Here is a 25,830-nt window from a genome sequence, read left to right on the forward strand (position 1 = left end):
ACGCCCCACCATGACTCCACTCGAAATCACCGCCGCGCTGGTGGGCTGGCGCGAATGGCGCACTTCAATGGCAACTCCCGCATGCGCGTAGTGGTCCTCACGGGCCCTGAGTCGACCGGCAAGAGCTGGTTGGCAAAGGACCTGCAGCGCCATTTTGGAGGCCTACTGGTCAGTGAATACGTGCGCGAGTTTATCGACGCGGAAAAGCGCGACACCTGTTTCGCGGATGTTCCCGTCATTGCGCGTTGTCAGTTGATGCAGGAGGATGCCGCACGCCAGCGACAACCTGAGCTGCTGATTCTGGACACCAACCTGCTGAGCAACGTGCTCTGGAGCAGAACGCTTTTCAACGACTGTCCAGAGTGGATGGAGGCTGAGCTGCTAACGCGCCAGTATGATCAGTATCTGCTGCTCAGCCCGGAAGGCGTGCCCTGGGTAGCCGACGGCCAGCGCTGCCAACCGGAACCTAAGCAGCGTCATGCCTTCTATCAGGCCTGCAGGAGCTGGCTGAACTATCACCAGCAGCCCATGACTGAAATCACCGGCTCCTGGTCACACAGGCAGGCGTACACTCGAGACCTGGTCGCACAGTTGCTCACCCGATAGAGCCTGCATTGCTGGTCGCACCCGGACATGCCTAACGGCAGTCGTGCAGAGGCCACGGCAACTTTGTTATATTCAAGCAGCCATGTGTCCATCATCAGCGTCTCCGGCGTGGGCAGCTGACAAGTCATCGTTTACTGGTACGCCGTCATTTTGAGACATTCCCGATTCCGCATTCTTCCCAGCCCGAGTCGCCTCAAGAGCATTGGCCTGATAGGCCTGCCCATCATGGGCGGGATGCTCAGTCAGAGCCTGCTCAATCTGGTCGACGCCGCCATGGTTGGCTCGCTCGGCAGTGAGGCGCTCGCTGGTGTGGGCCTGGGAAGTTATGCCACCTTCATGGCCATCGCATTGGTCATGGGTCTGGGCGCCGGGGTGCAAGCTATGGTCGCACGGCGGGGGGGCGAAGGAGACACCGCCAACATCGCGCGCCCCCTTAACGAAGGCCTTTTGATAGCCGCTATACTGGCAGTGCCCCTGACGCTGTTCTGCTGGCTCAACGCAGCGCGCATTATCGGCTTCCTGTCTGAAGACCCGGCCGTAATAACCATCGGCAGCGAGTATTTCCAGTGGCGAACTCTGGCGATCATTGCGGTAGGGGCGAATTTCGCGTTCCGGGGTTACTGGAACGGGATTCGCCAATCCGGACGCTATCTGCAGATCCTCGTGGTCATGCACCTGTGCAACGTGCTGATCAGCTATGGCCTGATCTTCGGCCAGCTCGGTCTACCCGAGATGGGCGCTGCCGGGTCGGGGCTGGGCACCTGCATCGCCATGTTCCTCGGCTCGCTGCTCTATATGCTGATCACCTGGCGATCCGGACGCGAACACGGTTTTCTGCGTACGCGTCCCCGTGGCCGCGGCTTGCGCGCGATGCTCAGATTGTCCATCCCCAATTCGCTTCAGCAGTTCTTCTTCGCCACCGGCATCACCCTTCTGTTCTGGATCATCGGGCAGGTGGGCACCCCCGAACTGGCTATTGCCCACATACTGGTGAACCTGGCGCTGTTTTTGATTCTGCCAGGCGTGGGCATGGGCATGGCCGCCACGACCCTGGTCAGTCATAGCCTGGGGCAACGGCAGCCGGAAGAAGCCTACCGCTGGGGCTGGGATGTGGTCCGTGTGGCCGCCTGCGCACTGTTCGTTATGGGCATGCCATTCTGGCTGATACCGGAGCAGGTACTGGGGCTCTTTACCCGGGATCCAGACCTGCTGGCGCTGGGTGAATGGCCGTTGCGCATTACCGGGCTGGGCATGGCACTGGACGCCACCGCACTGGTTCTGACCCAGGCACTGCTGGGCGCTGGAGCCAGCCGCACCGTAATGGGAGTAAATCTAGGAAGCCAGTGGCTGATTTTTCTACCCTGCGCCTATGTGGCTGGCCCGGTTCTTGGCGGCGGGCTCTTGACCATCTGGCTGATGCAGAGCCTATACCGGGCGATGACCTCGGTTATCTTTGCCGTCATGTGGCGCCGTCGACACTGGGCAGAGATCCGGATATAAGGCAGGATGGCTTTACGGGTTGGCAGACGCCGAATGCAATCGAATGACGAGGTAGTCATGACAGAAGAAAAACAACCGCGCCCTGACGACGAACCGCAGACAATGCGGTTTCGCGACACTCTGAGCAGTGTGTTATTTGGAGCACTAGGGGTTCAAAGCAGTAAGGCCAGGGAACGCGACTTCACCAAGGGCAAGCCAAGCCATTTTATCGGGCTTGGCATTGCCTTTCTGGTGGTGTTCGTCCTGGTCATAATCGGCGTGGTAAAGCTGATATTGCACTTCGCCGGGGTCTAATCAGCCGACTGGCGACCACATATGATCGGGCTCGGAGCGATTATTATTGCTGGCTCACCCAGAATACCGCGGTAAGCACGGCCACCAGGATGAGCGCGACGGCGGCGAATGCATCAAGATGGCTATCGGAATGATGAGAATCGGTTGAATCATGGTGCTCGGTCATTAGCTTTCCCTCTATGTCTTATTATTCTTGCGCGCGGCATGGTCGATACTTACCCTACGCAGTTAAGCCCATCGCGCACTCAAGCACAAGAGGCCGCAGTGTAATGCGGTTTCGGTCTAAACATATAGATAAACATTCCTTTTGTGCATAACGGAAAACTGCTATCGTCTGCCCGCTTCAGAGCCCTGCAGGGGCGAAGCCATCCTTAGATCAGGGGCGTGCAGACGTCCCACGAACAGGTTGCGACATGTATATCTACGACGAATATGATCAACGGATCGTGGAGGACCGCGTCAAGCAGTTCCGCGATCAAATCCGCCGTTATCTCCAAGGTGAGCTCAGCGAAGCTGAAATGCTGCCCCTGCGTCTGCAAAACGGACTGTATATACAGCGTTACGCTCCGATGCTGCGCCTTGCGGTGCCTTATGGCGCCCTGTCCTCCGCCAGGCTGCGCAAGCTCGCCTACGTGACTCGCCGGTACGACAAGGGCTATGCGCACATCACCACTCGCCAGAATATTCAGCTCAACTGGCCTGAGCTGGAGGATGTTCCCGATATCCTCGCCGAGCTGGCGACGGTACAGATGCATGCTATTCAAACCAGCGGCAACTGCATTCGCAACACCACCACCGACCAGTTCGCCGGTGTTGCCGCCGATGAAGTCGTTGATCCTCGCCCCTGGTGTGAAATCGTGCGGGAATGGTCCACCTTCCATCCCGAGTTCGCGTTTCTGCCGCGTAAATTCAAGATCGCCATCAACGGTGCCCGCGAAGACCGTGCGGCGGTGGGCGTGCATGACATCGGGCTCAACGCCATACGTAACGAAGCCGGTGAACTCGGCTTCGAGGTCCTGGCCGGTGGTGGACTCGGACGTACGCCAATGGTCGGCGCGGTCATCCGCCCCTTCCTCCCCTGGCAGCATCTGCTGACCTACCTGGAATCTATCCTGCGGGTGTACAACCGCTATGGCCGCCGCGACAACAAGTTCAAGGCGCGCATCAAGATTCTGGTCAAGGCACTGACACCCGAAGTGTTCGCCGGGAAGGTTGAAGCCGAGTGGGCCAGCATGAAGGACTCCGGCGCCACCCTGACCCAGGAAGAAGTCGACCGGGTCAGCCAGTACTTCCAGGAGCCGGCGTACGAAGCCTTCGACGGTGATGATGCCTCCTACCTGGAGAAGCGCCGTACTGACAAGGGATTCGATAACTGGGCGATGCGCAATGTGCATCCGCACAGGGCCCCCGGCTACGCTGCCGTGACGCTTTCACTGAAACCGACCTCCGTCGCGCCGGGCGATATCACTGCCGAGCAACTGGAAGCCGCTGCCGATCTGGCAGATCGCTACAGCCTGGGCGAGATTCGCTCGACGCATTATCAGAACCTGGTGCTGCCCTACGTGCAGCAACGGGATCTGCCGGAGCTGTGGCAAAAGTGCCGTGAGCTCGGCTTTGCCACGCCCAACATCGGCTTACTGACGGACATCATCTGCTGCCCGGGCGGTGACTTCTGCTCGCTGGCTAACGCCAAGTCGCTGCCGATTGCCGAAGCCATTCAGCGCACCTTTGACGACCTGGATTACCTGCACGATATCGGTGAGCTGGAACTGAATATCTCAGGTTGCATGAATGCCTGCGGCCATCACCACATCGGTCACATCGGGATCCTTGGGGTAGACAAGAAAGGCCAGGAGTTCTACCAGGTTTCCCTGGGTGGCCGAAGCGGTCGGGATGCGGCCATCGGCCAGATTCTCGGGCCATCCTTTGCTGCCGAACAGATGCCTACCGTCGTCCAGAAGGTGATTAACGTATATGTCGAAAACCGTACCCCTGAAGAACGCTTCATCGACACCTACCAGCGAATCGGCATGGCTCCATTCAAGGAGAGCGTCTATGCAGCGAATCATTAAGGGCGATCAGGTCATAGATGAGACCTGGCATCTGCTGCCACGGGATGTGACCCTCGCCGAGCTGTCCAATTCCGACGACCTGCTAGTGCCTCTGCCGCTCTGGCAGGAGCACTCCCACGCCCTGCTCGCCCGCGATGGCGGGCTGGGTGTCTGGCTGGAGGCCGATGAAGAGGTCGAGTCTATTGCCGATGATCTGCAGCATTTTCAGGTCGTTGCGCTGAACTTCCCGGTATTCAGCGATGGCCGGCACTACTCCAGCGCTCGGCTGCTGCGTGAGCGCTACAAATATCAGGGTGAAGTACGCGCGATTGGCGATGTATTACGCGACCAGCTGTTCTTCATGAAACGCTGCGGGTTCGACGCCTTCGCCCTGCGCGCCGACCGGGATCCCTACGAGGCGCTGGAAAGTCTGAAGGACTTTTCGGTTACCTATCAGGCTGCCACCGACGAGCCGCTGCCGCTGTTCCGGCGCCGCCGCTAGGTCTTGCGCTGCAGATCCTACGGCGATGCCGTGGGATCTGCAGGCGTTTAATGCTGAACTGAATCAGTCCAGATTAACCAGCACTCGGCCTACCATCCGCCCCGTCAGAATACGCTCGATCTGGTCCGGCAACTGATCCAGCGTCACCTCTTGTGCCAACACCTCAAGATCGACCTTCCATTGCAGGGACAGGCGATCCCACATTGACGCCTTCACTACCAACGGCTGTTCCACCGAATCGATCCCCAGCAGATTCACGTTGCGCAGGATGAACGGCAGCACATTACCGCTGAAGGCTGTGCCCGCCGTCAGTCCGCAGCAGGCAACGCTTGCCCCATAGCGCAATGATTTGACTACATTGAACAGGATTTCGCCGCCGACTGTATCCACCGCGCCAGCCCATTGTTCTTTCAGCATCGGCTTGTCATTGCCGGCCTCCAACACGGTGCGGTCGATAATCTGCGATGCGCCCAACCTCTTGAGAAACTCGCTCTGTAGCGCCTTGCCGGTTGAAGCGGCGACTTCATAGCCAAGACTTGCCAGCATCGCTACGGCGATACTGCCAACGCCACCGGTCGCGCCGGTGACCAGGATAGGGCCTTGACCCGGCTGCACTCCGGCTTGCTCGAGCTTGTCGATGCACAGGGCGGCGGTCAGGCCAGCAGTGCCCAACAGCATACTTTCGCGCAGGCTCAGGCCCTTTGGACGCCTGAGCACCCAGGCTGCCGGGACACGGATATATTGACCAAAGCCCCCAGAGGTCCCCATGCCCAGGTCGTAGCCGGTGACGATAACTTCATCGCCGACCGCCAGCTCGCTGACCGAACTGGCCTCGACTATCCCCGCGGCGTCGATGCCCGGCGTATGCGGGTATTGACGGGTAACGCCCTTGTTGCCGGACGCCGACAAGGCGTCCTTAAAATTCAGGGAGGAGTATTTAACGCGAATAAGCACCTCACCCTTAGGCAGATCATCCACATGGCGCGCCTTCACCCGAGAGACGTACCGGCCCTCCTCCTCACTCACTACCAAAGCCTTGAATTCCGACATATTGCCTCCTACCAGAAACGCTGATTATGAAAGCGCGACGCCCAGGTCAGCAGCAACCGATCCAGCGATGCCGAGAGTCCTGACGCCAATTTATCCTGCATCCGCTTGCGCACCGCATAGTGCACCTCGAACACATCAGCCGTGCGGATTCGCTGGCTGATGTACTCGTCGCTGGTCTTCAGTTCATCGGCGAGGGCGTTCTCCAGGGCCTCCAATCCGAACCAGACCTCACCGGTAGCGACTGTTTCGATATCAAGTATGGGACGGTAACGCCCGACAAAGTCCTTGAAGAGTCGATGGATGCTTTCCAGATCCTCCTGAAATTTCTCCCTACCCTTGTCGGTATTTTCACCAAACAGGGTAAGCGTGCGCTTGTACTCGCCAGCGGTGAGCATTTCGTAGTCCACGTCGTGCTTGCGCAGCAATTTATTGAAGTTCGGTATCTGCGCCACGACACCGATGGAACCCAGCATGGCAAAGGGCGCAGCGAGGATGCGATCGCCGATACAGGCCATCATATAACCGCCACTGGCGGCCACCTTGTCAACGCACACGGTCAGGGGCACACCGGCGTCACGCACCCGCACCAGCTGTGATGCGGCCAGCCCATAGGCGTGCACCATGCCGCCACCGCTTTCAATCTTGACCACCACCTCATCCTTCGGCGTAGCCAGCTCCAGAACGGCAGTGACTTCATGGCGGAGGTTTTCCAGGGCGGTGGCCTTGATATCGCCGTCAAAATTCAGCACGAAGACCTTAACGCGAGCAGGATCACCCTTGGCCCGGCCCTTCTCGGCGAGTTTGCGTGCTTTCTGCATCGACTTGAACGCGGCTTTTTCCAGTACCGCGCTGCCGAGCCGCTCAGTGGACCGAGCCAGCTGTTCATTAAGTCTGTTGACGGTCAACACGCCTTCGTTTCGCCGCGACCTGCTCTTCAACGCAGCGAGCATCATCAGTACAAGAAAAATCGCCACCACAATGGTGAAGGCTTTCGCCAGAAACAGGGCATATTCCGCTAGCCATTCCACAAACATCACTCCAGCACGTCGTATAGTTGGATCCAAGCATACAGGATGTATCTGGCACTCGGCACATAACGGCCAGCAGCCGGTTTCAAACGATCGTATGATTCTGGTTGACAGCGTTCGTGCCTATCCATAACCTCGGATTCATTCAATTAAAAGGCTATTACACGTGGGCGATATTTATCTGATCAGACATGGCCAGGCGTCCCTCGGCGCGGAGAACTACGACGTACTCTCTCCGATCGGTATCAAACAGTCGCAGCTGCTTGGCGGTTATCTGGACGAGCTAGGTGTCAGCTTTGACCGCTGCGTCGCAGGCGAAATGGTGCGACAGATTGACACCGGCAAGCACGCTCTGGAGGAAATGCCAGGCACGCAAACCAGAGAGATCGATATTGACGCGGCGTTCAATGAATATCAGTCGGATCGCGTCATGGCAACCTACTTGCCCCGCGTACTGGAAACCCAGCCTGACGCGCTGCACTACGTGCAGAACGCCGGCCAGCATCGCAAGGAATTCCAGCGCATCTTCAGTCAGGTAATCACTCACTGGATCACCGACCCTGGCCGCCCTGACGACTGCGAGCCCTGGACGGATTTTGTCGAGCGCGTGCAAGGCGGCTTGCAACGCGTCCTCGCGGCTGCCGGTCGGGGCCAGAATATTGCGATCTTCACCTCCGGGGGCGCCATCACTGCCACCTTGCAACTGATCACCAGCATGCCGGCGACCAGCGCTTTCGAACTTAACTGGCAGATAGTGAATACCTCGGTAAGCCGACTGCAGTACCGTAAAGATCAACTCAGCCTGGCGTCGTTCAATAGCCAGGCCCACCTTGACGTGCACAAGCGCTCGGAGTGGGTGACTTACAGATAACTCCCGGTGACGATCATAGGACCGTCGCCTTCAACCAAGAAAGGACAGGCTCATGGCTACTGTTTCAGACATCATCAGCAACATGGATTCCAAGTTCAACCCCGCCGCCGCGAAGGGCCTGGACCTGGTATTTCAATTCAATATCGAAGATGACGACAACTTCTTTGTCACCGTCAAAGACGGCACCTACAAAGCAGATAAGGGCGAAGCTACCGCCCCTGACGTTACCCTGATCATGGACAGCGAAACACTGTCCGGCGTCATCAGCGGCGAAACCGATGGCATGCAGGCCTTCATGGCCGGCAAGCTTCGCGCCGAAGGCGACATGATGCTGGCTCTGAAGCTCGGCGAACTGTTTCCCGCCTGAAGCTGATTGCCGTAAAAACCGGAGCCCTGCGCTCCGGTTTTTTTATCGAACCGACACGCGTATTTGAGCAATGCGCCTGCTCGGCGATCAGACTTGCTGACGGAACTGTTACCCATTGATACCGACAATCGCTGCTTAACACCCGAGCTGATAAACCGCTTCAAACACTCGTTTGAGGTTGTTGCTACCCCGGCACTCCTTTAGATTACTCTGTCTTCAGGCACCTAAAGCCAGGCACCCGCCTCACCACAAGGACCATGTTCATGCAGAAGACTCAGCTATTCGATCTTGACGGCAAAATTGCGTTAGTCACTGGCGGCAGCCGCGGCATCGGCGAAGCAATCGCCAAGCTACTCGCCCAGCAAGGCGCACACGTTATCGTTTCCAGTCGGAAAATCGAAGGCTGTCAGGCCGTTGCCGACGCCATCGTGGCGGCAGGTGGCAAAGCCAGTGCCATTGCCTGCCATATCGGCGAGATAGAGCAGATCAGCGCAACAGTGGAGAACGTTCGCAACCAGTTCGGCAAACTCGACATCCTGGTCAACAATGCGGCGACCAGTCCCTATTTCGGCAATGTGCTGGATACCGACCTCGGTGCATTTCAGAAAACTGTGGACGTAAATATCCGTGGTTATTTCTTTATGTCGGTCGAAGCGGGCAAATTAATGCGCGCCAACGGCGGTGGCGTGATTCTGAATGTAGCGTCGGTCAATGGCGTAGTGCCTGGTGAAATGCAGGGGATCTATTCCATCACTAAAGCCGCGGTAATCAATATGACCAAGGTGTTTGCGAAGGAATGTGCTCAGTTCGGCATCCGCTGCAACGCTCTACTGCCTGGTCTGACCGACACCAAGTTTGCCTCGGCCCTGACGTCCAATGATTCGATCCTCAAAGGCGCGCTCCAGCGCATTCCCCTGCGGCGTGCGGCGGACCCCAGTGAAATGGCCGGTACCGTGTTATATCTGGTCAGCGACGCATCGAGCTATACCACCGGCACTGCGATCAATGTAGACGGCGGCATGTTGTCCTGAACCAATCGGGCCGGGCTGATGCCCGGCTCGCTCACTCGCTCGGCTTCAAAGCTTGCAATGCCGCCGGGTTCAACGGTGCCGGCGTCACACCGGTAGCTTCCAGATCAATGGCGAACCGCGCGCCATCCGCCAGCGGCATATACCGCACGACAAAGGCATCGGCTTCGACAAACAGCGGCGTGTCGAGTTTGTCCAGCCAGTTCCACAGATCACGCCATGGCGGCGAGTTGTACAAGCGTCCCGAAGTTCCTGCGTTGCGGCCTTGCTGCTGCTCCAGCGCAATATAACGCCCATTCAGACGAGCAAGACGGTAGCCATCGGACAATCCGAGTGCCTTGCCCAGCCCCATCCAGCGCAGCACTTGCACCTGCAATTCCCAGGTATCGCCTTCGAGCTGCAGGGGGCGCCTGACGCCCTGACTCGACAGGGTGGCGTCATACCGCTGAGGCGCCACTTCTGTGAGCTCCAACACTGCCGCCGGCCTACCCTGTTCGATAGGCCGAAACTGCTGCAATTCCCAGGCTGCCAGTCCCAGCACCACGGCCAGGGTCAGCAATACCATAAGAAAGCAGCCCTTGAGCCAGGCCAGCAGCCAGTCCAGACGCCAGCCAATACGCGCCATCACCAACAACAATGCGAGGCCAACGCTTCCCAGCAAAGCGGCCAATCCGAAATATTGCATGCTACTCCTTGCGTGCCCGCGTCCGGCTTACGCTGGTACTGACGGTAACGGTTGTCCCTGTTGGCGTGCGAGATGACAATCAATCAGCCAGCGAGAAATAGTACCCCGTGGCGGTATAGCGGGCAGCCGGTCAATATGCCACCAGTCAGCCTCTTCAATTTCACCCGGTTGGGGTACGATTTCACCGCCGACATAGCGCGCATGAAATCCCAGCATCAGTGAATTAGGAAATGGCCAGTTCTGGCTGCCGAGGTATTCCAGCTGGTCCACTTCCAGATTGACCTCTTCCATGACTTCACGATGCAAGCATTCTTCGGCAGACTCACCCGGCTCGATAAACCCAGCCAGGGTGCTGAAAAATCCTGCTGGAAACCGGGGCGATCGAGCGAGTAGCACCTCGTCGCCTCGGGTAATCAGAACGATGATGCAAGGTGCCAGCTTGGGATACTGCCTCAGGCCACAGCTGGTGCACTCCATGGCTCGCTCGTCAACCCGCACCTGCATCGGCTGACCGCAATGGCCACAAAAACGATGACTGTCGTGCCAGGCGTCAAGCTGCTGCGCCAGACCCAGCATGCGAAAGGTGTCGTCATCCACCTGGCCGATCAGCCCCCGCAGCCCATGCCAGCTGAGACCAGGAAGATCTACTGGCCGCTCCAGGCGCAGCAGCCGGCAGGGTTTGCCATCCAGAAAGCCGAGCAGCAGATCAAGATCAGCATCGCCCAGATAGCGCGCCATGTCCGGGTCCAGTAGCAACCGTCCATCAAACATGGCAAAACTCTGCTGATAGTAGACGATTACCAGACCATCAGTGCGCGACTCCCCGGCACTGCTGGCCGGAACAAAACGACTGCCTGGTCTATGCATACGACACTTATACCTCGGTAATATTGAAACCCAGCTCGGCCAGACTGTCTTCGGCCAGCGCGAGAACATCGGCGGTGGTCACGGAACTCCGCTCCGCCGACTCCAGATAGAACTCGATGCCGGTCAGGGCATCAGCCAACACTTCCAGCTGCTGCGGATGGGGCAGCAGTTTTCGATCCAGCATGTTCTCCTTGATAAAGCATGCTGCCAGACGAATCACATTCGCTGCGCGACTCATACCCAGGAAAATAAGCCCACCGCGCACTGTTTCCAGCGAATCGGGCACGTTCATCAGGTGCATTACATCATTGCCCGATTCCATATAGGCAGTCACCGCCCGCTTGGCCAACGCCAGCCCAGCCTGAGATTCCTCGATCAAAACAATCCGCGCTTCCTTCAACGCGAGCGGCTCGTCGGCCTCATCGGTACCCGCGGCGGCATCCGGCTCACCGTCGCCATCCAGTCGATCCACTGCTGTTTCAGCCTGAAGCACCGCATCGGCAATCTTTTCCAGCACGCCCGTGTCGCCGAGACGCCAGGTTTCCAGCTTTCCGGATGTGCTTTCAATATAGGACGACACAGCCTCGATCTCGAGCATTCTGAAGGTTTTCCAGAGTCGCTGGAGGGAGAGCTTTAGCGTTTCGAGGGATTGTTCCGGGTCGCCGGCGTTCCGCGCCAGCAAATCAAGCAGATCCTTGATCGCGGCAATTTCTTCGCGAAGCGCCTCGGCCACTGAGCGCATGACATCCACGCCCGGCCCCCGCAATCGATCGAAAGCCTGCAATATCTCGTGTTCTGTATAGTCGAGTTCCGGCAAGGCGAATGCCGCTTTCACTTCGGCGCAACGGGGGCTGTTATCGCCCGCGAGCGCCACCAGATACAGCAACTCGCCCAACAGCTGGCGCGGCGGCTGAGCGTCACTGGCTTCGTGCTGACCATTGCGCTTCCTGACCTCGCGGTCCACCTGGGCGAACAGTCTTTTGCGGGCGTTGGTCAAATGCAACGGCGTTTCTTCGACCGCCTCAAGCGCCGCCGAAGCGACCCAGCAAAGTGTAGCGACCGGACTCGCCAGGTAGCTTTCCCAGCGCTGCAGTGCCCGCTTCATCAGAGGTGTTGCAGCTGTAATACCGTCGTCGCGAATTAGCGCCAGTAGACCAAGCTGATACATCTGGCGCAGCCGGTTGAAGGCGCGTGACTCGATCCCCTCGCTGGAGCCTGGCCGCAGGCTGGTATTCAGGCCTACGACATCCAGTTGATAAAAGTGACTTTCGGGAAGCGGAGCGGCGTCAATGCGGTGTTTACGCAGTTCGTTGATCGCTGGCAATAGCAACTCTGGACGTTCAAAGCCCTGATGGCGGCACTGCTCAAGGTAGCGCTCCAACAGGAACAGACTATCGCAGAGCGAAGAGAGCGGACCATTGCGTTCCGTACCGTCATGCTCAGGCACGTCAGTGGCCAATGCGACCATTTCCGTCAGAAGAACAGTGGCACCGTTCAGCTCGATCAGTTCAAAGGTACCTCGCAGTTGCTGCAGGCTTTCAATAGCCTGTTGCAGTAAGCTGCCATTATGTCTGTCCTCAAGAAACTGCTGTAGCAGATCTTCTGCTTCGCCCATGCTGGCGAAGAGCTCTTCCCTGACAAGATCAAGTGATGTGGCACCCGTTAACATCGCATTCCGTCTCCCCATCGTCCCTGCAATCTGACTGATAACGCTCAGTCGGCAAATTCAGCAGTCTTCCTGGTCATGTGAGCAGCCATCGCTACCTTGAGATCCTCAGACTGCAGCATAGCCGCGTTCCAACTGGCGATATAGTTGAGGCCATCCTCGACACTATGATCCCGGCTGTAGCGTATCATCTCCTTGGTACCACGCACCGCGAGCGGCGATTTGGCGGCGATGGTGCCAGCCACTTCCATGACGCTCTCAAACAGTGCTTCAGGCGAGGCGAAGTGCCGGTTAACCAAGCCTATCCGCTCCGCCTCCACACCGTCGATCATGCGTCCGGTGTAGGCAAGTTCTCGCATCATGCCATCCCCTATGATGCGCGGCAATCTTTGCAGCGTGCCGACATCGGCCGCCATTCCCATGTCAATTTCCTTGATCGAGAACAGCGCTTCGGAGGTGGAATAGCGCATATCACAGGCCGAGATCAGATCAATCGCTCCACCAATGCAGTAGCCGTGCACCGCGGCGATGACCGGCTTGCGGCAGCGATCCACAGCGTTAAAGGTATTCTGCAGCCGGAATATCTGCCGCCGCAGAGCTTCTGCGTTGCGTCCGATATCAGTGCCCAGCTGACTGCTGGCACTGGCCAACAGAGCCAGATCGATACCGGCAGAAAAATGCTTTCCGACGCCGGAAATAACGACCACCCGAATGCTGTCAGTCTCATCGATCCACTCAAAGGCCTGGATAAGCTCATCCCAGAACGGCTTATTCATCGCATTCGCCTTGTCAGGCCGGTTGATGCGCACGTGGGCGATCTTGTCGATCTGTTCAACAAGCAGTGTCTGATATTCGGGCATGCTAGCGCTCCTGACAGGGTTCAAGTGAGTTGAATTCGAGACTCTATATACGGACAAATCCATTGGTCGTATCGGCTTGATGCCGAATGCTGGTCCCGAACCGCTCAGCTTTGTAGCAAGGCGGTGACAATACGCGTTTCGGGACAATTTTCGGGGTTATTTGGGCCAGGCTTTTGTGACACCCATCCCAGTTCAATGATTCAGCCAGCTCAGGGTCAGTCAACGGACGCAGCATTCCATGCGGAAAAGCCGGCCGCTTTCTCGATCGCTGCCAGACGCTCTGCATGTGCTTCGAGCTCAACAGGACTGGCCTGAACCACCTTCAGGCGTGGACGCGCTGGATCCAGACGACGAATAACGCTGATGCCGTCAGCTCCGGTGTCCTGATCCGAGCCCTGCCCTGCAAGCGTCAGCGCGGTCTGACCACCGGTCATGATCAAATACACGTCGGCGAGAATTTCCGCATCCAGCAGGGCGCCGTGGAGGTCGCGCTGGGAGTTGTCGACGCCGTATCGTTTACACAGCGCATCCAAGCTGTTGCGTTGCCCAGGATGCTTGGCTCTGGCCATCAACAGGGTATCGACGACCGAGCAGTGGTCAGCCATCAGTCCATGGCCGGCATTCAACCGTCCGAGCTCGGCATCCAGGAAGCCGATATCGAACGCGGCATTGTGGATCACCAGTCGGGCGCCGCTGACGAAATCCATGAAGTCATCGACCACATCAGCGAACAACTGCTTGTCCGCGAGAAACTCGGAACTGATGCCGTGTACCGCGAAAGCACCCTCTTCGATGTCGCGCTGTGGATTCACATACACATGGAAATGGCGTCCTGTCAGACGTCTGTCTATCAGTTCGACACAACCAATTTCGATGATTCGATGGCCTTCTCTGACCTCGATACCGGTCGTTTCCGTATCCAGTACCACTTCACGCATTGTTCAGCCTCCGTTCAGCCAGAACCTTTTCCACGCCCAGATTGGCCAACTCGTCGGCCAGCTCATTTTCCGGGTGGCCGCTATGGCCCTTGACCCAGCGCCACTGAACCTCATGCTGGCTGACCAGATTGTCCAGCTCCTGCCACAGATCGGCGTTCTTGACCGGCTGTTTACTGGCTGTTTTCCAGCCGCGCTTCTTCCAATTCGGCATCCATTCCTGAATGCCTTTCATGACATATTCAGAGTCGGTAGTCAGCACCACCTGCGCCGGCCGCTTGAGTGCTTCCAGGCCGCGGATAGCAGCAGTCAGCTCCATACGGTTATTGGTCGTTTGCAGCTCGCCGCCATATAGGGTCTTTTCATGAGGTTTGAGGCGCAACAGGACCCCCCAACCGCCGGGCCCCGGATTTCCCTTGCAGGCGCCGTCGGTGAAAATTTCAATGGTATGCGTCATTTCTTGTTCCGTTTTTGCGACCGCCTCGCTCCGGCCACCACCGGGGGCAAGGTCAGCGCGGGGAAAACCCGCCCGCGCTGGCGTCGCGGGGTCACTCCAAGCATCTGCCGGCGCGCCATGAGGAAATAAAAGCCGCCACCAGGCAACTGATGTTTGCCGCCAAATTCCTCGAGACTGCGCAAGCGCTCGAGCCAGCGCTGGGACATGAGCGGCGGACGATAGCATCCATCAATGCGTTTCTCCACCGAAAAACCCAGCAGTTCCAGCCAGTCCACGAGCCGTGATGGCGACACAAAACCCGCTTCGCTGAACCACTCCCGGCCGGTGAAATGATTGATCCCCCAGGCACTCCATGGATTGAAACCGAAGATCAGCAAATGGCCGCCCGCACGCACCGCCTGGCTGGCTTCGCGCAGCAGAACACGTGGGGTCAAACAGAAATCCAGCCCGTGATGCAACAGCACAACGTCGAGACTTTGCGGCGAAAATGGCCACTGGGTTTCCTCAGCGGGGATCGCTGCAGGTCCGGCGAGCAGATCCAGTTGCCAGTGATTGCGCAGAACACTGCGATCGGTATCCAGCAGTTCAGGGGCCAGACCGTACTGCACCAGATGCTGGCCGAAACAACGCTGGATCTGTTGCTGCATGACGCCGCGCTCGGTTTCCATCAGCATCTGCCCGGGGGGCGAGTCCAGCCAGGCGCGCGCCCCTGCCAGAAGTCTCAGAAGGTCGTCCTGACTGATGGATCGGGAAATACCGGGAATTGCCATGATGCCTCCGGGTTGGCCTCGCACGGCTTGCGTCCTATAAGATAAAGCACAATATCCCAAAAGGCGTCTTTACCATGCCACAGTTCATCGCTTTGCCTGCTTTTCAGGATAACTATATATGGATGCTGGTCGACGAGCACACCAGTCAGGTAGCAGTAGTCGATCCGGGCGATCCGGCGCCTGTCGTGCGTTGGCTCGGCCGGCACCCCGAGTACAGCCTCAAGACCATGCTGATCACCCACCATCATCGTGATCATACCGGCGGCCTGAGCGCCATCAAGGCAGCGACCGGGTGCAAGGTCTATGGTCCTGCGGAAGAAAGCATCCCGGGTATCGACCATCCGCTGAAGGACGGTGAAGAGTTCAGATTGTTCGGATCCGTTGTCCAGGTGATTGCGGTGCCCGGGCATACCAGCGGCCATATCGCTTTGTTCTGTAATGATGAAAAAGATCCGTGGTTACTCTGTGGCGATACGCTGTTCGCCGGGGGCTGCGGACGACTGTTCGAAGGCACGCCGGCACAGATGCACCATTCTCTGCAACGCCTTGCAGCACTGCCGGATGAAACGCGCGTGTTCTGTGCCCATGAGTATACCCAGTCGAACCTGCGTTTCGCCCACGCGGTGGAACCCGAAAACCGCGACATAAAAGTCCGGCTCGAAGTGGTCGACGATCTGCGCGCCGACGGGCGAATCACCCTACCCTCGACGATAGGTCTGGAAAAACTGACCAATCCCTTCCTGCGCTGTGACCAGCCGGAAGTAATCGCAGCAGCCACCCAGCACTCGGGAAAAGCGCTGGAAGCCGGAGAACAGACACTCGCAGCCGTGCGCCAGTGGAAAGATAACTTTTGAAACAGTTGAGTCTGTGGCCGCTCAGCGACGAGCGGCGCAGCCTGCAACCCAATGAATACGTATAGCAGTTGGCGTTCGCCCGTTTGCTTCCTTGACCCTAAAGGGGTCACTACCTAGACTCGGGCAAACTTTCAGGGACTTGCTGATGCTTTTCATGACAACCAACGCACTCAAAAATGGATTTTTGGCGCTGGGACTGCTGGTGATCGCCGGCTGCCAAACCTCACCAGAAACTCGCCCTGCCCATCCAGAGGATGTGCCGCGCATCTCGCTCAAACAGGCCGAGCGAATCCTGGGATCCGAACCAGACCGGGACCGCGGCCGCAGGGCACTGGTAAAAGCTCAAACCTCCCCTACCCTCTGGTCACGCATACGTGAAGGTTTCCTGCTCGACCCGGCAGTGATCGACAATCCCCGCATCGACCATCAGCGGTCGGTGTACACCAGCCAGCCACGTTACTTTCAGGCTACCTCCGCTCGCTCCCAACTCTATCTTCATTATGTAGTCGAGCAGATTGAGGCACGCGGCCTGCCCCAGGAGCTGGCGCTGTTGCCCTTCGTCGAGAGCTCCTACAACCCGATGGCCTACTCCAGCTCAAACGCCGCAGGGTTATGGCAGTTCATACCGTCCACTGGAAAGTTGTTTTCCCTGCGCCAGGACGGCTGGTACGACGGGCGCCGTGACGTTACCGCCTCTACCCATGCTGCACTGGATTATCTTTCCAGCCTGAACAAGACGTTTGACGGCGACTGGCTGCTGGCACTTGCCGCCTATAACTGTGGCCCAGGCTGTGTGGGCCGAGCAATCAAACGCAACCGGGCGCTTGGTCTGCCTACCGACTACTGGAATCTGCAACTTCCGCAAGAGACCATGAACTACGTGCCGAAGCTGCTCGCAATGGCGCAGGTTATCGAGAGTCCGACTGAATACGGAGCCTCTCTGCCGAATCTGAAGAATGAACCCTACTTCGCCGAAGTCACCATCGAGCGGCAACTCGATCTGCACAAGGCAGCTGAGCTGGCTTCGATTTCGCCGGAAGAACTGCTAAGCCTCAATCCCGCGTTCAAGCAACGGGTCACCGCGCCTCAAGGACCTTATCAATTACTGGTCCCAATCGTTAGAGCGGATCAATTCATCGCAGGGCTGGCCGAGCTACCGACGAGCGAGTACATCAGTTTTCACCGGTACAACGTGCGCCGGGGCGATACGCTTTCACAGATCGCTACCCGCTACCAAGTGAGTGTCAGCGCCATCAAGCAGGCAAACGACATGGGCAGCAATACCACCATCCGCATTGGCCAGACGCTGATGCTGCCAGGCACCTTCGATGACATTAATGAGCCCTCGTCAATCAAGGCCCTGGCCATGGCTGAGCCCTTGACCTACAAAGTCCAGCCCGGCGACAACCTCTGGGGAATCGCCAAACGCCATGGACTGAGCGTTACCGCCATTACCCGCGACAATAGCCTGAGCACTCCGGTGCTGCGCGTTGGGCAGCAGCTGGTTCTGGCAAGTACGGATACAGGTGGCGGCGCGACCGCACGCAAAGTACTTTACACGGTCAAGCCAGGGGATTCGCTCTACAGCATTGCGCGCGAATTCAAGGTGCAGATCGACCACATACGTGACTGGAATGAGCTGGGCTCAGTGCTGCGCCCCGGACAACAGATTACTTTGCATCTGCTTTAACCACGCACTTCCATGAGCGCGGGACAGGCCGCCCGCTTCCGGCGGCCTGGCTGGCCGGCGCTAACGGTCCTGGATGAACCACCCATAAAGCCAGACGGCACTTCCGTTGACCCTACAGCAATGGTAGCGTTGCAGTTGCTTTCACTGAACGGCCGCCCATGACGCTTTACCCTACCCTCATCCTTGCAATATTGCTCGCCTCACTGCCCTGGACCACAGCTGGTGCAGCGGTCTATAAACAGCACGGCTACGCCCTCTTCGGTCAGCCTGCCTATACCGATGACTTCGAGCACCTCGAATACGTTAATCCGGACGCTCCCAAAGGCGGCACGCTACGGGTAATGGGCAGCGGGACCTTTGATACGCTCAACCCTTATACACTCAAAGGCACCAGCCCAATCAGCACCGGCAGCTTTGCAAACTATGGCATCAGCGAACTGAATGAGCCGCTGATGGCGGGCAGTGGCGTCTATGATCCCTCAGCAGATGAGCCCTACTCAGCTTACGGCCTGATCGCAGAAACTCTGGAGTTTTCCGATGACCGCAGCTGGGTAGTCTTCAACCTGCGAGAAGAAGCGCGCTTTCACGACGGCACGCCTATCACCGCGGCCGACGTCGCGTTCTCCTATCAGCTGTTGAAAACCCAGGGGCACCCGAACTACCGGACCATGCTGGAGGCAGTGGAGCGCATCGATATTCTCGGCTCCCACCGAATCCGATTTATATTCGATCAAAGCGATAACCCCTTGCTGATTCTCCGCCTCGGCGAACTGCCGGTCCTGCCCGAGCACTACTGGACGGGCCGTGAGTTTGGCGATACCACCTATCAGGCTGGATTGAACAGCGGCCCCTACCGAATCACCGAAGTGCGCCCAGGCCGCCGACTGGTGTTCGAGCGGGTCAAGGACTATTGGGGAAGCGCGCTGCCCATCAACCGCGGCAAGTACAATCCTGATCGGATGGAGGTCGAGTTTTACCGAGACAACAATGTGGCGTTCGAGGCATTCAAGGCGGGCGAATTCGACATTTACTTCGATCACAAGGCCAGCAATTGGGCTAACGCCTATGAGTTTCCCGCCGTGCAGCGGGGTGATGTACTCAAGCGGGCCATTCCGCACGAAATCCCTAGCCCCACTCAGGCGCTGTTTTTTAATACGCGGCGCACGCCCTTTGACGATCGCCGGGTACGCCAGGCACTGGGCATGCTTTTCGACTTCGAGTGGTCCAACCGGGTACTGTTCTACGGCGCCTATGAACGCTCGCTGAGCTATTTCCCCAACAGTCCCTTCTCTGCTACAGAGCTGCCGGCCGGCCAGGAATTTCTCTATCTCGAGCCCTACCGCGAGCAGCTACCCGATGAACTGTTCCGCGAACCTTTCACTCTTCCGGTTACCGATGGCCGGGGTATCCCGCGGGAGACACTGCGCGACGCCGTAGCGTTATTCGAGGACGCCGGCTGGTCGATACGAGACGGCCGTTTGCGCAATACTGACGGTCAGCCTCTGGTGTTCGAGGTGCTGCTGGTCAATCCGAGCCTGGAGCGCATCCTCCAGCCCTATCGAAACAACCTGTCGCGCCTGGGCATCGACATGCATATTCGTACCGTTGACAGCGCGCAGTACCGTGCCCGCCTGGACCAGTTCGATTACGACATGATTCTGGCCACGCTGCCACAGGGGCTATCGCCGGGAATGGAGCAGCATAGCTACTTCCATTCCAGCCAGCGCAGTGTTCGCGGCAGCCGCAATTACGCGGGGATCGCCAACCCCGTAGTCGACAAGATGCTGGAGCATCTGTTATCGGCCGGCAGCCGCGCTCAGCAGGTCGCCGCCGCCAAGGCCCTCGACCGCGTGATGCTCTGGGAACACTATACAATTCCGAACTGGTATATAAACTACCACCGCATAGCGCACCGCTCCTGGTTGCGTTCAGACTCTACACCGCCTTATTCGCTGGCAATCCGCACCTGGTGGATTGATAAAGCGGTCGAACAATAATCAAGGTCATCCAATGCGTGCCATGCTGAAAACCACAACCGGACTGATTCTGCTGACATTGGCCACATTCAGCCAGGCGCAAAGCACCGAAAGCCATGCGCTCACGCTGTATGGCGAGCCACCGAAATATTCGGCGGACTTCAGTCACTTCGATTACGTCAATCCGCAGGCGCCCAAGGGCGGCACGCTGCGCCTATCCGGTTTTGGTAGCTTTGACTCGCTGAACGGCTTCATCAGCCGCGGGGCCGCTGCCGACCAGCTCAATCTCCTCTATGACACCTTGACCTTCCACTCGCTGGATGAACCCTTCACCGAATACGGTCTGCTGGCTGAGCGCATTGAACGGCCAGAGGACAACACCTGGGTGCGCTTCCACCTGCGCGACGAAGCGCGTTTTCACGATGGCCAGCCGGTGACCGCCGAGGATGTAGTGTTCACCTTCAATACGCTGGTGGAGAAAGGTGCGCCTTTCTACCGTGCCTATTATGCGGACGTGAAGGAAGTGGTCGCCGACAGCGAGCGCAGTGTCACCTTCCATTTCCACAACGGTCAGAATCGCGAGTTACCCCTGGTACTGGGGCAACTGCCAGTATTACCCGCGCATTACTGGGCCGAGCGCGACTTCGAGCGCAACGGACTTGAGCACCCTCTGGGCAGTGGCCCCTACCAGGTCGAGAATGTCCGTCCCGGTCGATCGATAACCTATAAAAGAGTCGAGGACTACTGGGCTGCAGATTTGCCGGTCCTGCGAGGCTTCTACAATTTCGACCGCGTTGTCGTCGATTACTACCGTGATACCGGTGTCGCCCTGGAAGCATTCAAGGCCGGACAGTTTGATTTCAATCAGGAAGTCAGCGCGCGCAATTGGGCGACAGGTTACGACAGCCCGGCTCTAAAGGCAGGCCAGATCATCAAGGAAGAAATTGCCAACCAGAATACCCAGGGCATGCAGGGTTTCGTGTTCAACCTGCGGCGCCCCCATTTCCAGGACCGCCGCGTTCGCCATGCCATAAGCCTGTTATTCGATTTCGAATGGGCTAACGGGCGGCTTTTTCACAGCGCCTACACGCGCAGCGCCAGTTACTTCGCCAACTCGAAGCTGGCCGCCACCGGCACGCCCACCGAGCAAGAGCTGAGCCTGCTTGACCCCCTGCGCGACCAACTGCCTGACGAAACCTTCGGCCCCGCGTACACACCACCGAAGACCGACGGCAGCGGCAATATTCGTGAACAAATGCGTGAAGCCTATGCGTTGCTGCAGGAAGCCGGCTGGCGGATCGAGAACGACCAGCTGGTCAATGAGCAGGGTGAGCCGCTGAGCTTTGAATTCCTGCTGGTACAAGCCGACTTTGAGCGGGTGCTGTTGCCCTTCAAACGCAATCTGGCTTCGCTTGGCATCGAGCTGAATTTGCGCCGCATCGATACCTCCCAGTACATCAATCGTCTGCGTTCACGGGATTTCGACATGGTCGTGTCCGGCTTCGGACAGTCCAACTCGCCTGGTAATGAGCAACGTGAGTACTGGCACTCCTCCAGCGCGGACAATCCCGGCAGTCGCAACCTGATGGGGCTGAAAGACCCTGCAGTCGACACGCTGGTGGAAGGCTTGATTCAGGCGGATAGCCGCGAAGCACTGGTGACGCATACCCGCGCGCTGGACCGCGTGCTGCGCGTCAGTCATCTGCTGGTGCCCAACTTCCACACTGACGTGTACCGCGTCGCCTACTGGAACAAGTTTGCCCATCCGACGCAGCCGCCCAAATATGACATCGGTCTCTTTACCTGGTGGGTCGACAAGGACAAGCCCGGTGCGATTGGCGAGCCGCTGCTGATCATGGATCCCGAGGCCGACAATTCAGACCCTGCTCCTGAACCAGCTGCCACGACGGCCCCCCTGGACTCGACAGAACAGCGAGATCAACCGATAGCACCTGAAGAAGATGGCAAGGAAGTCCCTGCGTCGCCTGCTCTCGCCACAGACCCGTCTGACAGTACGGTCCCAGGCGAGGGTACCGAGTAGATGCTTGCCTATATCATTCGACGGCTGCTGCTGATCATCCCGACCCTGTTCGGTATTCTCTTAATCAACTTTCTCATCATTCAGGCCGCCCCAGGCGGGCCAGTAGAGCAGATGGTCGCCAAGCTTGAGGGCTTTGAAGGTGCCACCAGCCGCATCTCCGGCAGTGCCCAGGGCGAGGTGGCCAGCGGTAGCAACTATCGCGGGGCGCAGGGTCTGGACCCCGACATCATTGCTGAAATCGAGCGCATGTACGGCTTCGACAAGCCGCCGCACGAACGCTTCTGGCTAATGATCAAGGGGTATATGACCTTCGATTTCGGCGACAGCTTTTTCCGCGATGCCAGCGTGATCGACCTGATCATCGAGAAGATGCCGGTCTCCATTTCCCTGGGTCTGTGGACGACGGTACTCACTTATCTGATCTCCATTCCGCTGGGCATCCGCAAGGCGATCACCCACGGCTCAACCTTCGACATCTGGACCAGCTCGCTGATCATTGTCGGTTATGCAATTCCCGGCTTCCTGCTGGCCATTCTGCTCATCGTGCTGTTTGCTGGCGGAAGTTACTGGGACTGGTTCCCGCTGCGCGGGCTGACCTCGAACAACTTCGAAGATCTGGACACCTGGGGCAAGATCAAGGACTACCTGTGGCACCTGGTATTGCCGATCACCGCGATGGTAATCGGCAGTTTCGCGACCCTGACCATGCTCACCAAAAACTGCTTCCTCGACGAGATCGGTAAGCAATATGTCACCACCGCCCGGGCCAAGGGCTTGTCTGAGCGCCGGGTTCTCTACGGTCATGTCTTCCGTAATGCCATGCTGTTGATCATCGCCGGCTTCCCCTCGGCACTGATCAGCGTGTTCTTCACCGGTGCCCTGCTGATAGAAGTGATTTTCTCTCTTGATGGGCTGGGTCTGCTCGGCTTCGAGGCAGCGATCAACCGCGACTATCCGGTGATGTTCGGCACCCTCTATATCTTTACCCTGCTCGGCCTGGTGGTAAAACTGATCGGCGATATTGCCTACACCCTGGTTGATCCACGCATCGACTTTGAAAGCAGGGAGGGCTGAGTATGGGTATGCGTTTCACAATGTCTCCGCTCAACCGCCGCCGCTTCGCACTGTTCAGAGCCAATCGTCGTGGCTGGTGGTCGCTGCATATCTTTCTGGTGCTCTTTGTACTCAGTCTCGGCGCTGAGCTGCTGTCCAATGACAAACCCTTGCTGGTGAGTTATCAGAACGAATTGTATTCTCCGATCTTCACCCGCTATGCAGAGACCGAATTCGGCGGTGAGTTTCCCATTGAGGCCGATTACCGCAGCAGTTACGTGCGCGAGCTGATCGAGGACAAGGGCGAGGGTTGGATGCTCTGGCCGCCAAACCCCTACTATTACTCGACCATCAACTACGATCTGGAGGTACCGGCCCCTGCCCCACCCTCAGCGGAGAACTGGCTCGGCACCGACGACCAGGCCCGGGACGTGTTTGCCCGCGTGGTCTATGGCTTTCGCATCTCGGTGTTGTTCGCACTTACGCTGACCATCGTCAGCTCCATCATTGGGGTTATTGCAGGGGCCGTCCAAGGATTCTATGGCGGGCGCATCGACCTCTTCGGGCAGCGTTTCATCGAGGTGTGGTCGGGGCTGCCGGTGCTGTATCTGCTGATTATTCTCGCCAGCTTCGTGCAGCCCAGCTTCTGGTGGCTGCTGGGCATCATGCTGCTATTCTCCTGGATGTCGCTGGTGGATGTGGTACGCGCGGAGTTCCTCCGTGGCCGCAACCTTGAGTACGTCCGCGCTGCGCGGGCGCTCGGAGCCAGCAACCGGGTAATCATGTTCCGGCATATTCTGCCCAATGCGATGGTCGCCACCCTGACGTTCTTCCCGTTCATATTGACCGGGGGCGTGATTACCCTGACGTCACTGGACTTTCTCGGCTTCGGTCTGCCTGCAGGATCGCCTTCGCTAGGCGAGCTCATCGCCCAGGGCAAGGCCAATCTGCAGGCGCCCTGGCTTGGCCTCACCGCCTTTGTGGTGTTGTCGGTCATGCTCTCATTGCTGGTGTTCATCGGCGAGGCGCTTCGCGATGCCTTCGACCCAAGGAAATAAGATGCCCGAACAACCCCTGATCCGCATAGAAAACCTCAGCGTCGCCTTCCAGAGCGAAAAAGAGGAGATCATGGCGGTGCGCGACGTCAGCCTGGACATCTATCCGGGCCAGACCGTCGCGCTGGTAGGTGAAAGTGGCTCAGGCAAGTCGGTCACCGCGCATTCCATCCTGCGTCTACTGCCCTATCCCATCGCCAGCCACCCCAGCGGGCGGATTCTGTACAAGGGTGAAGACCTGCTCACCGCCAAGCTCAAGCGCTTGCGGCAGGTGCGCGGCAACCGGATATCGATGATCTTCCAGGAGCCGATGTCATCGCTCAATCCGCTGCATACGGTTGAACGCCAGATCAACGAAGTGCTCTTTCTGCATAAGGGCCTGGACAAGAAAGCCGCCCGGGCGCGCACCATTGAACTGCTGGAGCTGGTCGGTATCCCTGAACCGGCCAAGCGGCTGACCGCCTACCCGCACGAGCTGTCGGGCGGACAGCGACAGCGCGTGATGATCGCCATGGCCCTGGCCAACGAGCCTGAACTGCTGATCGCCGACGAACCGACCACTGCACTGGATGTCACCGTGCAGCTGAAGATTCTGGAACTGCTCCGATCACTGCAGGAAAGACTCGGCATGGCCCTGCTGCTGATCAGCCACGACCTCAATCTGGTGCGAAAAATAGCCCATCGCGTATGTGTCATGTACCAGGGTCGCGTCGTCGAAGAGAACGAATGCGCTGAACTTTTCGACGCGCCGCAGCATGAATACACTCGTCAGCTCCTCGCCGCAGACCCCTCGGGGGATCCGGTCAAGGCGGATCGGAATGCTCCTGTCATCCTGCGCGCGGAACAGCTGCGGGTCTGGTTTCCGATCAAGAAAGGTGTGTTCAAGAAGACCGTCGATCATATCAAGGCGGTGACCGATGTCAGCTTCAGCCTGCGCAGTGGCCATACCCTGGGTATCGTTGGCGAGAGCGGATCAGGTAAAACCACCCTCGGCATGGCGATACTCCGACTGGTCGACAGCCAGGGCCTGATCGAAAGTAACGGACAGCGACTCGACGGCATGAGCCAGGAAGCCTTCCGGCCATTGCGCCGCCAGATCCAGGTGGTGTTTCAGGATCCGTTTGGCAGTCTGAGCCCGCGCATGTCGGTGTCCCAGATCATCAGCGAGGGCCTGGAAATCCATCGCATGGGCACGGCTGAGGAATGCGAGCAGATGGTCATCGAGGCCCTGCGGGAAGTGGGACTGGATCCAGAAAGTCGTCATCGTTACCCGCATGAGTTCTCCGGCGGACAACGACAAAGAATTGCGATAGCCCGGGCGCTGGTGCTCAAGCCATCGCTGATCCTGCTTGACGAGCCGACCTCTGCGCTCGACCGTACGGTACAGAGTCAGGTGGTCGAACTACTGCGTGAGCTGCAGCGCAAGTACGGGTTAAGCTATTTGTTTATCAGCCATGACCTGGCAGTCGTACGCGCCCTCAGCCATGAGCTGATGGTCGTCCGTCAGGGGGAAATTGTGGAACAGGGGCCGGCCAGGCAAATCTTCGCTTCACCGCAGCATGAGTATACTCGCCAGCTGCTCGAAGCGGCCTTCGCCGCACCGGCAACAGTTAATATGGCCTGA

25 protein-coding genes are annotated in these 25,830 nt (G+C 58.3%); 15 read left to right on the forward strand and 10 right to left on the reverse strand.

All coding sequences use genetic code 11. The features are described from left to right. The first annotated feature begins 81 nt into the window (after nt 1-81). The 3 genes from FHK95_RS07605 (at nt 82) to FHK95_RS07615 (ending at nt 2,400) form a co-directional block, all read left to right on the forward strand. Nucleotides 82-606: an AAA family ATPase gene (locus FHK95_RS07605; RefSeq protein WP_150304116.1), complete on the forward strand. Its 525-nt coding sequence runs from the start codon at nt 82-84 to the stop codon at nt 604-606. 150 nt (nt 607-756) lie between these two features. Continuing rightward, nucleotides 757-2,106 carry an MATE family efflux transporter gene (locus tag FHK95_RS07610; RefSeq protein WP_235906733.1) on the forward strand — a complete coding sequence of 450 codons (1,350 nt, stop codon included), beginning with the start codon at nt 757-759 and terminating at the stop codon, nt 2,104-2,106. 102 nt (nt 2,107-2,208) lie between these two features. Beyond that, on the forward strand, nt 2,209-2,400 hold the full coding sequence (locus tag FHK95_RS07615; RefSeq protein ID WP_408003600.1) for a DUF2970 domain-containing protein: 192 nt from the start codon (nt 2,209-2,211) through the stop codon (nt 2,398-2,400). A gap of 43 nt (nt 2,401-2,443) precedes the next feature. On the opposite strand, the gene FHK95_RS20335 is transcribed toward FHK95_RS07615, so the two are convergent. Then, nucleotides 2,444-2,566, reverse strand: coding sequence for a hypothetical protein (locus FHK95_RS20335; protein WP_268977555.1), 123 nt, complete (start codon nt 2,564-2,566; stop codon nt 2,444-2,446). A gap of 247 nt (nt 2,567-2,813) precedes the next feature. On the opposite strand from FHK95_RS20335, the gene FHK95_RS07620 reads away from it, so the two are divergent. Both FHK95_RS07620 and FHK95_RS07625 read left to right on the forward strand, forming a co-directional pair. Next, nucleotides 2,814-4,472: a nitrite/sulfite reductase gene (locus FHK95_RS07620; protein WP_150303999.1), complete on the forward strand. Its 1,659-nt coding sequence runs from the start codon at nt 2,814-2,816 to the stop codon at nt 4,470-4,472. Continuing rightward, entirely contained in the window at nt 4,456-4,953 is a 498-nt protein-coding gene (locus FHK95_RS07625; RefSeq protein ID WP_150304000.1) for a DUF934 domain-containing protein, read from the forward strand. The genes FHK95_RS07620 and FHK95_RS07625 overlap by 17 nt, the downstream gene beginning before the upstream one ends. 63 nt (nt 4,954-5,016) lie before the next feature. Here FHK95_RS07625 and FHK95_RS07630 read toward each other — a convergent pair whose 3' ends face one another. Both FHK95_RS07630 and sohB read right to left on the reverse strand, forming a co-directional pair. Next, nucleotides 5,017-6,003, reverse strand: a complete 987-nt coding sequence (locus tag FHK95_RS07630) for a YhdH/YhfP family quinone oxidoreductase (RefSeq protein WP_150304001.1) — start codon at nt 6,001-6,003, stop codon at nt 5,017-5,019. Between the two features lie 8 nt (nt 6,004-6,011). Further along, nucleotides 6,012-7,031 (reverse strand): protease SohB, encoded by a 1,020-nt coding sequence (gene sohB, locus FHK95_RS07635; RefSeq protein ID WP_150304002.1) that lies wholly within the window; start codon nt 7,029-7,031, stop codon nt 6,012-6,014. Between the two features lie 166 nt (nt 7,032-7,197). Between sohB and FHK95_RS07640 the strand changes: the two genes are divergently transcribed. From FHK95_RS07640 to FHK95_RS07650, 3 genes are all read left to right on the forward strand, one after another. Next, entirely contained in the window at nt 7,198-7,902 is a 705-nt protein-coding gene (locus FHK95_RS07640; protein WP_150304003.1) for a histidine phosphatase family protein, read from the forward strand. 52 nt (nt 7,903-7,954) lie between these two features. Continuing rightward, nucleotides 7,955-8,269 carry an SCP2 sterol-binding domain-containing protein gene (locus FHK95_RS07645; RefSeq protein ID WP_150304004.1) on the forward strand — a complete coding sequence of 105 codons (315 nt, stop codon included), beginning with the start codon at nt 7,955-7,957 and terminating at the stop codon, nt 8,267-8,269. Between the two features lie 263 nt (nt 8,270-8,532). After that, the gene (locus tag FHK95_RS07650; protein WP_150304005.1) at nt 8,533-9,300 is read left to right on the forward strand and encodes an SDR family oxidoreductase; all 768 of its coding nucleotides are present in this window, start codon (nt 8,533-8,535) and stop codon (nt 9,298-9,300) included. Between the two features lie 31 nt (nt 9,301-9,331). Here FHK95_RS07650 and FHK95_RS07655 read toward each other — a convergent pair whose 3' ends face one another. From FHK95_RS07655 to FHK95_RS07685, 7 genes are all read right to left on the reverse strand, one after another. After that, a complete protein-coding gene (locus FHK95_RS07655; protein WP_150304006.1) occupies nt 9,332-9,982 on the reverse strand; it encodes a hypothetical protein in 651 nt (216 codons plus the stop codon). Between the two features lie 27 nt (nt 9,983-10,009). Continuing rightward, a complete protein-coding gene (nudC, locus tag FHK95_RS07660) occupies nt 10,010-10,849 on the reverse strand; it encodes an NAD(+) diphosphatase (RefSeq protein WP_150304007.1) in 840 nt (279 codons plus the stop codon). Between the two features lie 7 nt (nt 10,850-10,856). Next, nucleotides 10,857-12,518 (reverse strand): ferrous iron transporter B, encoded by a 1,662-nt coding sequence (locus tag FHK95_RS07665; protein ID WP_150304008.1) that lies wholly within the window; start codon nt 12,516-12,518, stop codon nt 10,857-10,859. 44 nt (nt 12,519-12,562) lie between these two features. Then, the gene (locus tag FHK95_RS07670) at nt 12,563-13,375 is read right to left on the reverse strand and encodes a crotonase/enoyl-CoA hydratase family protein (protein ID WP_150304009.1); all 813 of its coding nucleotides are present in this window, start codon (nt 13,373-13,375) and stop codon (nt 12,563-12,565) included. A 215-nt stretch (nt 13,376-13,590) separates the two neighbouring features. Continuing rightward, nucleotides 13,591-14,313, reverse strand: coding sequence for a DNA polymerase III subunit epsilon (gene dnaQ, locus FHK95_RS07675; RefSeq protein WP_150304010.1), 723 nt, complete (start codon nt 14,311-14,313; stop codon nt 13,591-13,593). Then, nucleotides 14,306-14,767, reverse strand: a complete 462-nt coding sequence (rnhA, locus tag FHK95_RS07680) for a ribonuclease HI (protein ID WP_150304011.1) — start codon at nt 14,765-14,767, stop codon at nt 14,306-14,308. Before rnhA ends, dnaQ begins: the two co-directional genes overlap by 8 nt. Continuing rightward, a complete protein-coding gene (locus tag FHK95_RS07685; RefSeq protein WP_150304012.1) occupies nt 14,764-15,537 on the reverse strand; it encodes a class I SAM-dependent methyltransferase in 774 nt (257 codons plus the stop codon). Before FHK95_RS07685 ends, rnhA begins: the two co-directional genes overlap by 4 nt. Nucleotides 15,538-15,611: 74 nt before the next feature. On the opposite strand from FHK95_RS07685, the gene gloB reads away from it, so the two are divergent. The 7 genes from gloB (at nt 15,612) to FHK95_RS07720 (ending at nt 25,830) form a co-directional block, all read left to right on the forward strand. After that, entirely contained in the window at nt 15,612-16,391 is a 780-nt protein-coding gene (gene gloB / locus FHK95_RS07690) for a hydroxyacylglutathione hydrolase (RefSeq protein ID WP_150304013.1), read from the forward strand. A gap of 145 nt (nt 16,392-16,536) precedes the next feature. Next, the gene (locus tag FHK95_RS07695; protein WP_150304014.1) at nt 16,537-18,081 is read left to right on the forward strand and encodes a LysM peptidoglycan-binding domain-containing protein; all 1,545 of its coding nucleotides are present in this window, start codon (nt 16,537-16,539) and stop codon (nt 18,079-18,081) included. Between the two features lie 158 nt (nt 18,082-18,239). Beyond that, entirely contained in the window at nt 18,240-20,078 is a 1,839-nt protein-coding gene (locus FHK95_RS07700; RefSeq protein WP_150304015.1) for an extracellular solute-binding protein, read from the forward strand. 13 nt (nt 20,079-20,091) lie between these two features. After that, entirely contained in the window at nt 20,092-22,098 is a 2,007-nt protein-coding gene (locus FHK95_RS07705; protein WP_150304016.1) for an extracellular solute-binding protein, read from the forward strand. Then, nucleotides 22,099-23,172 carry a microcin C ABC transporter permease YejB gene (locus FHK95_RS07710; RefSeq protein ID WP_150304017.1) on the forward strand — a complete coding sequence of 358 codons (1,074 nt, stop codon included), beginning with the start codon at nt 22,099-22,101 and terminating at the stop codon, nt 23,170-23,172. A 20-nt stretch (nt 23,173-23,192) separates the two neighbouring features. Then, complete coding sequence (locus FHK95_RS07715) at nt 23,193-24,209, forward strand: ABC transporter permease (protein ID WP_150304118.1); 1,017 nt, start codon at nt 23,193-23,195, stop codon at nt 24,207-24,209. 1 nt (nt 24,210) lies between these two features. After that, nucleotides 24,211-25,830 (forward strand): ABC transporter ATP-binding protein, encoded by a 1,620-nt coding sequence (locus FHK95_RS07720; protein ID WP_150304018.1) that lies wholly within the window; start codon nt 24,211-24,213, stop codon nt 25,828-25,830.

The organism is Pseudomonas saliphila (assembly GCF_008638345.1).
Taxonomy (GTDB): domain Bacteria; phylum Pseudomonadota; class Gammaproteobacteria; order Pseudomonadales; family Pseudomonadaceae; genus Halopseudomonas; species Halopseudomonas saliphila.